Source organism: Paenibacillus sp. B46(2026), assembly GCF_056786355.1.
Map to the genome: position 1 here is coordinate 2,064,250 of NZ_CM165907.1, position 11,965 is coordinate 2,076,214.

General features: G+C 43.6%; 14 protein-coding genes. 12 read left to right on the forward strand and 2 right to left on the reverse strand.

What is annotated here, in order from left to right:
* Positions 1-130: 130 nt before the first annotated feature.
* The 6 genes from AC1S8V_RS09445 to AC1S8V_RS09470 all read left to right on the forward strand — a co-directional run bounded on the left by AC1S8V_RS09445 (position 131) and on the right by AC1S8V_RS09470 (position 3,947).
* The gene (locus AC1S8V_RS09445; protein WP_482073403.1) at positions 131-400 is read left to right on the forward strand and encodes a hypothetical protein; all 270 of its coding nucleotides are present in this window, start codon (positions 131-133) and stop codon (positions 398-400) included.
* An 805-nt stretch (positions 401-1,205) separates the two neighbouring features.
* Positions 1,206-1,691, forward strand: coding sequence for a hypothetical protein (locus AC1S8V_RS09450; protein WP_482073404.1), 486 nt, complete (start codon positions 1,206-1,208; stop codon positions 1,689-1,691).
* Complete coding sequence (locus AC1S8V_RS09455) at positions 1,688-2,716, forward strand: serine/threonine-protein kinase (protein WP_482073405.1); 1,029 nt, start codon at positions 1,688-1,690, stop codon at positions 2,714-2,716. Before AC1S8V_RS09450 ends, AC1S8V_RS09455 begins: the two co-directional genes overlap by 4 nt.
* Before the next feature lie 52 nt (positions 2,717-2,768).
* Positions 2,769-2,960, forward strand: coding sequence for a hypothetical protein (locus tag AC1S8V_RS09460; protein ID WP_482073406.1), 192 nt, complete (start codon positions 2,769-2,771; stop codon positions 2,958-2,960).
* A 408-nt stretch (positions 2,961-3,368) separates the two neighbouring features.
* Complete coding sequence (locus tag AC1S8V_RS09465) at positions 3,369-3,596, forward strand: DinB/UmuC family translesion DNA polymerase (RefSeq protein ID WP_482074436.1); 228 nt, start codon at positions 3,369-3,371, stop codon at positions 3,594-3,596.
* Positions 3,597-3,644: 48 nt separating this feature from the next.
* The gene (locus AC1S8V_RS09470) at positions 3,645-3,947 is read left to right on the forward strand and encodes a YunC family protein (RefSeq protein ID WP_017689545.1); all 303 of its coding nucleotides are present in this window, start codon (positions 3,645-3,647) and stop codon (positions 3,945-3,947) included.
* A gap of 115 nt (positions 3,948-4,062) precedes the next feature.
* Here AC1S8V_RS09470 and mtnA read toward each other — a convergent pair whose 3' ends face one another.
* A complete protein-coding gene (gene mtnA, locus AC1S8V_RS09475; RefSeq protein ID WP_482073407.1) occupies positions 4,063-5,136 on the reverse strand; it encodes an S-methyl-5-thioribose-1-phosphate isomerase in 1,074 nt (357 codons plus the stop codon).
* A gap of 23 nt (positions 5,137-5,159) precedes the next feature.
* Complete coding sequence (mtnK, locus tag AC1S8V_RS09480; protein WP_482074437.1) at positions 5,160-6,377, reverse strand: S-methyl-5-thioribose kinase; 1,218 nt, start codon at positions 6,375-6,377, stop codon at positions 5,160-5,162.
* Positions 6,378-6,674: 297 nt separating this feature from the next.
* Here mtnK and AC1S8V_RS09485 point away from each other — a divergent pair, with 297 nt between their 5' ends.
* The 6 genes from AC1S8V_RS09485 to sufU all read left to right on the forward strand — a co-directional run bounded on the left by AC1S8V_RS09485 (position 6,675) and on the right by sufU (position 11,957).
* Complete coding sequence (locus AC1S8V_RS09485) at positions 6,675-7,136, forward strand: Dps family protein (protein WP_482073408.1); 462 nt, start codon at positions 6,675-6,677, stop codon at positions 7,134-7,136.
* Between the two features lie 126 nt (positions 7,137-7,262).
* Positions 7,263-7,838 carry a DUF1802 family protein gene (locus tag AC1S8V_RS09490; protein WP_145319637.1) on the forward strand — a complete coding sequence of 192 codons (576 nt, stop codon included), beginning with the start codon at positions 7,263-7,265 and terminating at the stop codon, positions 7,836-7,838.
* Between the two features lie 368 nt (positions 7,839-8,206).
* A complete protein-coding gene (gene sufC / locus AC1S8V_RS09495; protein WP_105407839.1) occupies positions 8,207-8,989 on the forward strand; it encodes a Fe-S cluster assembly ATPase SufC in 783 nt (260 codons plus the stop codon).
* 25 nt (positions 8,990-9,014) lie between these two features.
* Entirely contained in the window at positions 9,015-10,319 is a 1,305-nt protein-coding gene (gene sufD / locus AC1S8V_RS09500) for a Fe-S cluster assembly protein SufD (RefSeq protein WP_482073409.1), read from the forward strand.
* Entirely contained in the window at positions 10,316-11,536 is a 1,221-nt protein-coding gene (locus AC1S8V_RS09505; protein WP_017689538.1) for a cysteine desulfurase, read from the forward strand. The genes sufD and AC1S8V_RS09505 overlap by 4 nt, the downstream gene beginning before the upstream one ends.
* Positions 11,526-11,957, forward strand: coding sequence for a Fe-S cluster assembly sulfur transfer protein SufU (gene sufU / locus AC1S8V_RS09510; protein WP_017689537.1), 432 nt, complete (start codon positions 11,526-11,528; stop codon positions 11,955-11,957). The genes AC1S8V_RS09505 and sufU overlap by 11 nt, the downstream gene beginning before the upstream one ends.
* Positions 11,958-11,965 lie beyond the last annotated feature (8 nt).

Sequence of the window (11,965 nt, forward strand, 5' to 3'; positions counted from 1 at the left end):
GTTAACTATCAAAGAGGGCGTTGCCCTCTTTTTTTTGCGTTTAGGCTTTGCCCAACTCTAAGCATCTGTACTTTATTGTGTAACAGTCGTCTTCTCGTTATGATACAATGTGTTCATCACATATTAAGGAATGAAGAACATGCGTCAAGAGGACAGCGTATTTGAACAGATTATGAAGCAGAAGAGATTGAAGCCTATCAAACCTGAAACTATAAAACTTCAAGTTAAACCAATACATAAAAAGAAATTAGCTCAGGAGCAATTAAGTGAATTGGATGTCCCGTTCAAAAAGTTGGTAGCTGAATCAATAGACCGCAGTGTACTTCATAGACGTGTACTGGGAATTAGAAGAGAGTTAACAGAGATAAGGCGATTAAAGAATGATGAGCATACGTTTTAAGGTAGGCAGACTTTGACTCACCTTAGATGACACTTTATTTCGTTCTAATTGGGTTTAAACCGCATGGATAGAGGCTATTTAGACTAGTTAGTTTAATGTTGGCGAGGGTTACTGATGCTGTAAGAATTAGAGTAATATACACAGATTATAATTTGAAGTATGACCTTGATGAACTTATAGACGCTCAAAATATAAACGATTATTATGAGAGCTGCTTCATTTCTGAGGTGGCTTTTTATATTCCAATGAAAGCATATTTCTACTATCTAATTCTGCGAGAGGAATAACCAATAATGTATTATGAAAGTATGTAGTCAGATTCGAAGTGAACATTGATTTAGCGATAAAGTTTGTCTATAGTATAAGCCATTCTATCCCTAAAAGAGATTCAAATTTAAATATATTGTTACGGAATCATGACTTTAACTGTCTGAATTGTAAGTACCTAGATTTTCTCAAACACGGTATTTTGCCGTATACAACGAGCACAACCAGCTACAATGCCTAATCGAATATGACGGTAAGTAGCATCACGAACTAATCGAATACTTCGGTGGAGAAAAACAATTCCTAGAGACCCAAAAACGCGACAAAATAAAAGACGACTACCCCCACTAATACGCAGCCCTTACTGGGACTTCAAGAACATCGACTCAATACTCACTGAGCGATTGACTGAATAGGGTGTACTCTCCCCAGCGTTAGTTGAAGTGTAACCTAGTTCATCTTTAGTGCCAATCGTGTACATTTATAGTAGGAAGATATTCCAAATTATAGTATGATTGGGCTAAAGGGGCTGAAATGAATGAGATCCATTGGAATCAGGGTATCGCCATCTGAAGTTAATTATTGTATCACTGAGAAGACAGATGGTGTGGTAAGTATATTGGGCTATGATAAAATTATCATCCCAAAAGCATTGGATGTGCCAAGCCAATTGGCTTATGTAAGAACGAATCTTAACTCCATCTTCACAGAGTTTGAAATCGTTAAAGCAGGAATACGTGTCCACGAGGGTAACACGATGAATCTAAGTATTGAGCGTATTTACTTAGAGGGAGTAATTCAAGAACTTTTAGCTGACTGTACTGTACATAGATATTTTCTTGGAAAGTTGTCGTCTATAGCTAAACTGATTGAAGAGCCTTTAGCAAAGGTAAAAGAATATGTAGAGGGCGATGACTCTCTTATTGAGATTGCAGGAGTGTCAAAGTCAGCAAAGGGTGTTCGAGAAAGCATCATCACTGCATTGGCCGCGTCCGAACTTGAAAATGAGGTGATTTCGCAATGAATCCTGTTATAACATCTCTGACATTTCACTTAGGTGAGGAAATTGGTGGCGAAGGTCTTAATTCAAAAACTTATTTAGCCCACGATCCTCAATTAGACGCAACGATTGTTGTAAAAGCGATGACTAAATTCTCCTTTAATGACCAACTGGAGTATTATAATGAATCGAAGATGCTATACAGCAGCAGACATCCCAATATAATGGTAATAAACTATGCATGCGAAGATGATGATCATATTTACCTCTCGATGCCTTATTATGCTAAGGGCTCATTAAACTCTCTTTTAAACAGAAAGTATTTGACTGTTAGAGAGATCATAAAATATTCTCTTGATTTTTTGAGTGGACTGCATTACATTCATACCAAGTCATTGATACATTTTGACGTAAAACCCACTAATATAATCATTAATGACTCGAATCGTGCTCTCATTACTGATTTTGGTTTATCTAAATATTCTGATGATGATGGTTTTGCATCCTTTGAGAAAGTATACAGGAGACACTACGTTCCTGAGGCATTTGTCACCACTGATCACACAAGTCAATATGATATTTACCAAGCGGGATTGACTTTATATAGAATGTGTAATGGGAATGATGACTTCAACACGCAGTGTATGGATCTTAGCCGAGAAAGCATATCTAATGGCACCTTCCCAGCACGTGATAGATTTCTCCCCCATATTCCAAATGGACTTAAAAGATGTATAAAAAAGGCATTGGAAGTCAATCCAGATAAGAGATACCAAACAGTAATTGAGCTTATGAATGCAATAAGTGCTGTTAATGAAAATCTTGACTGGACATATACTAAAAACGATGATATCGAAAAGTGGTCATTTGATTCTGAAAAGACGATTGACTATCTAACTCTTCAATTCGTTGGTGATAAATGGGTTACTAAAGGAGAAAAATACTCCAAAAAGACTAATAAACCATCCAACATCACAAAATATAATGCTAAATATGAAAGCAAAGATGAAGCATACAAACAAATCGCGAAACTCCTCAAAGAAAAATAAGATCGCACGTTCGCCTTTTGTGTGGTATAATATGAGGGAAGGAGGGTTTCTTATGAAAAGTGTCATAAAGCAATCGAATGGTTCTTTGACAAGAGGCAAACTTGCCAACCCCTTCTCTCACTTACCAATGTCTGAACGACTTAAAAAGAGAAAATCGATTGACCTTCGTGACAACTACGTTGTTATTGAAGACAATGATGGATTTGTAAAAGTAACTCCGATTGATAAAACTAAAACTTTTTGATTATATAGCTCCATAAATTTGCTACCTTCTTATGAGGGTGGCTTTTTATTATATGTTCATGTTGATGATTATCCAATTTCTTTTCATCGGTCTTAACAATGTGATTCCTCTTGAATTATATTGTACAAGAAAGGAGGCATTGAAAGTTAAATAGCAAGACATAGTTACACAATACATAATCAGATGAGCTGAGCTAGTTGAGATAAGTTGATGAAAGGCTGGAATCCCGCCTGTGAACAGATGAAGGTGGACTGTCGTCCAGTAACCATAAATACTTATAGCGTGCAAAAGGATATTGGCCATGGTATGACGCTGACTAGGGACTATACTTAAGCTTGGGGAATTGAATTGGTAACCAAGGCAAGACATCTGCACAGAAGTTTGTAGACGTACACGAAAAAGGGATGGATAGGTAGAATAGTTACTATGAGTTTATCTGATGCAGATTTTGATCATCCAACGGGACTAAGTAGACAGGTTAAACTACAAGATCCTACTAACATAATTGTAGATGTGTGTAAATTAGCTAAACAAATATTCCGACACTATTGGGACGGGCAACCCTCTAACCGTCAGAACTGTAAGTACCTACATTTTCTCAAACACGGCAGGTGTCCACACGACAATACAGAATGAGGCATACAATTATCGTGACCTGTGGAAGAGGAGGTGGATCGGGACATTATGGTGACGATGGAGCCCATTGTAGTTGGAGAACATGTATTAGTTGGGGTAGAAGTCAAGCTGCCCAAAACAACGTTGCTGACCATTAACACATCCAAAGGATATATCATGTGCGGAGCACTCGACGTGGGATTACTTAATGAGAAGCTCGGGGATCGCAAAATTATTGCGGCTCGGGCGGTTGGTGTGCGTACTCTGGAGCAATTGTTGCATGCACCTATGGAGTCGGTGACAACAGAAGCCGAGGCCATGGGCATTACGGTTGGCATGACGGGTGTAGAGGCTTTGTTGAAAATGATCTAATGACTAACAGAAGGGCCCCCCATGAGGGAAGCCCTTCTTTAGCGTCTTAATATAGAGTCTCGCACGTCGTAGCCACCAACGCTTACACGAACTCTTCTTAAATACGCTTATTAAGTTAAGCTTCTTCCTTAGCAAACAATGCAGCCAGGTTTTCCTTGAAAGGTGCGCGAACCACGCCTTTCTCCGTAATGATCGCTGTTACATATTCGTTAGGGGTTACGTCAAATGCTGGATTGAATACTTTAATACCTTGCGGTGCTGTGCGTTTGCCAAATCCTTCAGTTACTTCCTCAGCAGCACGTTCCTCAATTGGAATAAGATCTCCGGATGGAGTAGACAAGTCGATGGTTGACAATGGGCTGGCTACATAGAACGGAATATTGTGAGCCTTGGCAAGCACGGCCACGCTGTAGGTTCCGATCTTGTTAGCTACGTCGCCATTTGCAGCAACACGATCTGTTCCGACGATAACGGCTTGAATCCAGCCTTTGGACATCACCATGCCTGCCATGTTATCACAGAGCAGCGTAACGTCAATGCCGGCTTGCTGTAACTCAAATGCGGTCAGGCGTGCACCCTGAAGTACAGGACGAGTTTCGTCTGCGAATACTTTCAGGTGAATACCGCGTTCCTGCGCGAGATACATTGGAGCGGTTGCCGTACCATATTTCGCTGTAGCCAGTCCGCCTGCATTACAGTGGGTGAGCACACCCATACCATCTTCGAACAAAGGCAGTGCATTCTCGCCGATCATGCGGCATACTTCTTCGTCTTCCTTCTGAATCAACAGCGCTTCTACTTCAAGAGCATCATTGCCCTCTTCCAGACTCAGGCCGGACTCAATGACCTCATTTGCTTTTTGCATCATGCGATCCAATGCCCAGAACAGGTTTACCGCTGTTGGACGGGAAGTAGCCAGATGAGCACATATGGATTTTACGTGATCCAACCAGCCTTGAATGGTCATTCCATCGTATGATTTGGCACCCAATACAACACCAAATGCAGCAGCAATACCAATCGCCGGAGCACCGCGTACTTTCATGGAGTGGATGGATTCCCATACTTCCTCGGGTGTATACAATTTCAACATGAGGATCGTTTCGGGCAACAGACGCTGGTCAAGCATTTCAAGCTTGTCCTTTTTCCAGATGAGAGAGGACAGAGGCTGATAGTCAGGGGTTGTCATGGATGGTTCCTCCGTTCCTTATGTTAAGCCTTAGTAGTTGTTACAGCGGTAGATATAATATCGAGTACTTCACCGATGGTATTCAAGCGACGATTGTTCTTGATTAACGCTTTACCAATGGCCAATGATTTACGCTGAGAACGTTCACGTTCAGTCGCATCCGAAATGGTATCTATATCCGCCACGTGAGCGAGCCCCACGATCCGACGAACCATTTTGGCACCTGCAAATCCAATCGAATCTCTGAATAATTGTTGCACATACAGATCCTGGTACCCTGGCGCTTTCGCCATCGGATCAATTAGGTCACTAACCCAGAGGCCACGGAAACGGAATTCGAATTCAGTCCATACATCACGAACCATATTCAGTAAAAGCGTTTCACGCTCACGCAAAGCAGTCTCATCCTGAATCCATCCTGGCAGGGATGCGTAATTCAAGAGCAGATTTGCAAGGACTGCACCGACATCGAATCCCATGGGACCGTAATACGCAAATTCGGGATCAATGACCTTGGTCGATTCAGGTGTAACAAAAATACTGCCTGTATGCAGATCTCCATGAAGCAGTGCCTGCCCATGTGTCAGGAATTTTTCCCGCAACAAGGCCACTTCAAGGTGAAGTTCTCCGTCTGCGCGAAGGGCTTCAGCCTCGTCTTCAATGGAAGCATCATAATTATTCTTCTCAGCGATCCGGTAGGGTTCATCAAAGATCAGATCCTCCGTTATTTTGCATTGGTCCGGATTAATGAATCTTCCCTGTTGTTCCTTCTTCAATTGCTGATCCATGCCCAAGTCGGATGTAAAGAACAGCGTTCTTGCCATGAATTCCCCAATATGCTGTGCAAAAAGAGGATAGGAAACACCTTCGATCAGGCCTTTGCGCATGATCACATGATCACTCAAATCTTCCATAACCGTTAATGCGAGGTCATCATCGTAATGATACACTTCGGGTACCATCCCTGGACACAGACGATACTCTTCCTGAAGAATTTCACGTTCAATTCGGGCACGTACCAGAGAGAGTGGCCATGATTCTCCAACCACTTTCGCATAAGGAAGCGCCTGTTTGATAATGATACTTTTATCGGAGTTCTGATCCGTGATGTGGAATACCAAATTCAGATTGCCGTCGCCGATCTCATGACAATCCAGATTCGCATCTGCGGCAAATGGACCCGGTAATGTTTTGGCCAGTTCAATTGCATCCTGGGGGGTAAAAGGGCGATACTGGGACAAAGGTGCCACCTCCATATATATGAAGAAACAGGAAAACCCACTTCTTTGCTTGGTATATGTCAGTATATCGGAAATAGCGCGGTTTTTGAACTTTTTTTTGAGACAAGTCAAGTTGATTCTGATTCGAACTTCGTGTTCAAGGGTAAAAACAAATAGGCCGGACAGTTGAGAGAAACGCTGTTCATAAGCCTCTCCGCTACCAAGCGGTGACACATTGTTAACTCTCTGTTATGCATTGCGGGACAACCTGCTTATCATGGCATGACAGACTAATTTTAAATAAAGGATGGGATTAATATGGCTACAAAAAACAAAACAGATCAAGCAAAATCGGTGGAACAAGTACTTAATCGTCAGGTGGCTAACCTGAACGTATTGTATGTTAAAATCCATAACTATCATTGGTACGTTAAAGGACCTAACTTCTTCACGTTGCATGTGAAATTCGAAGAATTCTACAACGAAGTTACGGTACAAATGGATGAAATCGCTGAGCGTATTCTTACGCTGAAAGGTAGCCCAGCAGCTACAATGAAAGAGTACTTGGAGCTTTCCTCCATTCAGGAAGCAGCAGGTGGCGAAGACGCGAAGACAATGGTGCAAAACCTCATTGAGGACTTCGCTACACTTTCCAACGAATACCAAGAAGGTATCGATGTTGCTGATGAAGCTGAAGATCAACCAACATCCGATATGCTGACAGGCTTCAAGGCTGACCTTGAGAAACACATGTGGATGCTTCGCTCTTTCCTGGGTTAATATAGCCAAGATTCTGCCTAATACAAGTGGGTCTCTTACGTAAGCTTTCTGAGCTAGGATCTTTGTTGTCAGAAACGCCCTGAGCGTCTATACTGCTGACAAGAACGATTGGGGAGGGAACCGCTTATGTTAGAACCGACGATACCGGCTTTAAAAGAATGGGCTTCTGCAATCAAAGCACTGGAAACGGGTCGCCAAATTATGGTGATGCGCAAAGGTGGGATTGTAGAGGAAACCCGACATTTTGAGCTGAAAAGTCCGGCGTTTTACCTGTATCCGACTTATGAACATCAGCGTAAAGAACTGATTAAGTCCTCGGATCAATCCTATGTTGAAGAATCACTGGCCGAATGGGTGCCCGAAGCTTCGACAATCCGTATTACTGCATATGCCGAAGTAACGCAGGATCTGGAGATACGAGATCAGGAGATGCTGGATCGACTTCTTGACTTTCATATGTGGACAGCGGATTTTGCCGAAGACCGTTTGAAATGGAAACGGAAAGATCCGCTCCATGTATTGATTTTACGTGTGTACCTTTTGAAAGAACCGATGGAAATCCCGGTATTACCTGAATATAATGGTTGTCGTTCCTGGATTTCCATTCCGAATGGTCCGGTGCCGCGCGAAATGACGCCGGTGGTAGACGTTGCGGATTTTGACGAACAGGTACAGAAGATTAATGAAATGCTCAAAATGTAATGTTATTAACGGAAGGACTTGTCCATGATATGGATAAGTCCTTTTTAATTAGCGGAGAAGAATCAGATAAAAGGTTGATTTACCGTGATTTTTCTCACTGTACATTTCTGCTGAAGATGTTTTCTCATTTGATTCAATCTGGTATTTATTATAGAATCAGAAAGAATAATGTTTCGTGCAAGGAATATACACTCTTTGGGAAATGACTTGATTATCATTGAGAATCAGTTTAGAATTATTCTAAAGTGTTCTTCCTTTACAGAATCAAGTACAGGAGAAATTCAGGGGAAGCCCTGTTCAGATATAATAGGCGCTTTTTCGTTTTCGACAGCAAATATCAAATTAATCAATGGAGGGAAACAATACACATGGCTACGAATTTCGTCATTGAAGGTCTGAAAGCGACGATCGAAGGTAAGGAAATCCTGAAAGGCATCAACCTGGAAATGAAAGGTGGAGAAATCCACGCAATTATGGGACCGAACGGAACAGGTAAATCAACTCTGGCTTCTGCATTGATGGGCCACCCTAAATATGAAGTAACTGAAGGTACAATTACACTTGATGGTGAAGATGTATTGGATATGGCTGTAGATGAGCGCGCACGTGCAGGTCTCTTCCTGGCTATGCAATACCCAAGTGAAATTGCGGGTGTTACCAACTCCGACTTCTTGCGTAGTGCAATTAACGCACGCCGTGGTGAAGGTAACGAGATCTCCCTGATCAAGTTCATTCGTCAAATGGAAGGTAAAATGAAAGAACTCGACATGAACCCTGAGTTCGCTCATCGTTACCTGAATGAAGGTTTCTCCGGTGGTGAGAAAAAACGTAACGAGATTCTGCAAATGATGCTGCTTGATCCGAAAATTGTAGTACTTGATGAAATCGACTCCGGTCTGGACATCGATGCTCTGAAAATCGTGGCTGATGGTGTGAACGCTATGAAGAGCGAAGATCGTGGCTTCCTTATCATCACTCACTACCAACGTCTGTTGAACTACATTACGCCTGACTATGTTCACGTAATGATGCAAGGTCGTATCGTGAAATCCGGCGGACCTGAATTGGCTCACCGTCTGGAAGCGGAAGGGTATGACTGGGTAAAGGCAGAGCTGGGAATTACAGACGAAACTGTAGGCCAAGAAGCGTAAAGACAAAACGGAGGAGGATTAATCAATGACTACACAAACAATTCTTCCGGTTGAATCTGAAGCGCTTCGCGCCTTGTCGGAAAGTAACAATGAACCCGGCTGGTTGACCGAACAGCGGCTTGAAGCCCTTAAGCTTGCGAGTGGTCTTGCGCTTCCTAAACTGGAAAAACAAAAAATCGAACGCTGGAATGTCAGCGAGTACGGAACATATAAAACAAGTGAGGCCATTTCTTCTTTAGAAGAAGTACCTGCTTCCATCAAAGATCTGGTTAAAGATCAAGCTGAGGGTAGTCTGGTTATCCAGCGTAATTCCGGTACAGTGTACTCCAAGTTGTCTGCTGATTTGGCGGCAAAAGGAGTTATCTTCACGGATCTGGCTACAGCGGTTCGCGAACACGGTGATCTGGTAAAAACGTATTTGAACACAGCAGTGAAAGCAGATGAGCATTCCCTCGCTGCATTGCATGCAGCACTTTGGAATGGCGGGGTTTTCCTCTATGTTCCGAAGAATGTCGAAATTGAAGTGCCGCTGCAAGCAGTCCTGCTTACGGATGATGCATCTGCAACGTTTGCACCTCACGTGCTCGTGGTTGCTGAAGCAAACAGCTCTGTAACTTATGTGGATAACTATGTTTCTGGCGAATTGTCCGCACCTGTTTTCCATAATGGTGTTGTGGAAGTATTCGCAAAATCTGGTGCTAAAGTACGTTTTGCATCGGTTCATCAACTGAGTGTGAATGTGACTGATGTTTCATTCCGTCGTGCAGTGTTGGAGAATGATGCTTCAATCGAGTGGATCGTTGGTGAAATGAACAACGGTGATACAGCGAGCAACACGATGACCGTGCTCAAAGGCAATGGATCAAGTTCTGATTCCAAAGTCATCGCTGTGGGTTCCGGTTCACAGAAAATCAACTACACCACAGAAGCTCGTCACTTCGGTAAGAATACGCCAAGTCAGATGATTACACGTGCAGTAATGCGTGAAGAAGCTTCTGCAATCATTAACGGGATCACGAAGATTGAGAAAGGTGCTACCAAAGCCGATGGACAGCAAACAGAGAAAGTGTTGATGCTGAGCCCTAAAGCTCGTGGAGACGCTAACCCGATCCTTCTTATTGACGAGGATGATGTAACAGCAGGTCACGCGGCTTCTGTTGGTCAAGTCAATGCCGAGCAGATTCATTACTTGATGTCGCGCGGAATTAACCGTACGGATGCCGAACGCCTGATCATTTATGGCTTCCTGGCTCCGGTGGTGGCGGATATTCCTCTGGAAGCACTGCGTACCCAATTGCAGTCTCTCATTGAACGGAAACTCGGACAATGAACCCGTCCATTCGCGAGCAGTTCCCGATCCTCCACCAGGAAATTAACGGACACCCGCTCGTATATTTAGACAGTGCTGCAACTTCACAGAAGCCTCATGCTGTGATTGAAGCAGTCAAACATTATTATGAGTATGAGAACTCCAACGTACACCGCGGTGTTCATACCCTTGGAAGCCGTGCAACAGACGCCTACGAAGGCGCTCGTGAGAAGGTAGCCAAGTTTATCAATGCCCGTCGTACACAGGAGATAATCTTTACTCGCGGGACAACGACAGCCCTGAATCTGGTGGCTTCATCATACGCCCGCGCCAATTGCAAAGAAGGCGATGAAATTGTTATCACGCAAATGGAGCACCATAGTAACCTGATTCCTTGGCAGCAGGTTGCCAAGGAGACAGGTGCAACATTGAAATACATCCCGCTTCAGCCTGACGGTCATATTGAATTGGCTGATGTCGAGAAGACGATTACAAACAATACTAAAATTGTAGCCATCGCTTATGTATCCAATGTTATGGGTCTGATCCATCCTGTGAAACAAATTGCTGAAATTGCACATCGCAATGGTGCTGTCATCGTTGTTGATGGCGCACAAAGCACACCTCATATGAAGGTGGACGTTCAGGATCTGGACTGTGATTTTTATGCATTATCCGGTCATAAAATGTGCGGACCAACCGGGATTGGTGCACTCTACGGCAAAAAGGCGCTGCTGGAGTCCATGGAACCGATTGAGTTCGGCGGTGAAATGATCGATGATGTGGGTCTGTACGAATCCAACTGGAAAGAGCTTCCCTGGAAGTTCGAAGGTGGAACCCCGATTATCGCAGGTGCGGTAGGGTTGGGAGCTGCCATTGATTTTCTGGAACAGATTGGTATGGATGAGATTGCACATCATGAAAGTGTGCTGGCAGCTTATGCGACGGAACGTCTGGCCGAAATTGATGGGTTAACCATCTATGGCCCAGCCAAGCGGCATGTGGGTGTCGTTACCTTTAACCTGGGGGATGTTCATCCACATGATGTAGCAACTGTGCTGGATGCGAGTGGCGTAGCCATTCGTGCCGGACACCATTGCTGCCAACCGCTAATGCGCTGGCTTGAAGTTAGCTCAACAGCTCGTGCCAGTTTCTATCTATACAATAACGAACAAGATGTAGATCGGCTTGTCAGCGCCTTAATCCAGACAAAGGAGTATTTTGGCGATGCAACTTGATGATCTGTACCGACGTGTTATAATGGACCACTACAAAAACCCGCGTAACCGCGGAACATTTGATAATGACGCTGTCACGGTGAATTTGAACAATCCAACGTGCGGCGACCGGATTTCACTGCAAATTTTACTGAAAGACGGAATCGTTCAGGAAGCCAAATATACGGGTGAAGGCTGCTCCATCAGCATGTCCTCGGCATCGATGATGACGGAGGCTGTCAAAGGCAAAACGATGGAACAGGCACTCGATATCGCTAACCGTTTTTCCTCACTGATGAAAGGTGAAGAAGTCGATTTCGACGATTATGAAGATCTCGAAGCCCTATCCGGTGTGAACAAGTTCCCTGCACGCATCAAATGTGCCACTCTGGCCTGGAATGCATTACGCAAAGGGATTGACGAAGAGAACAAAGTACAATAACGATAGGG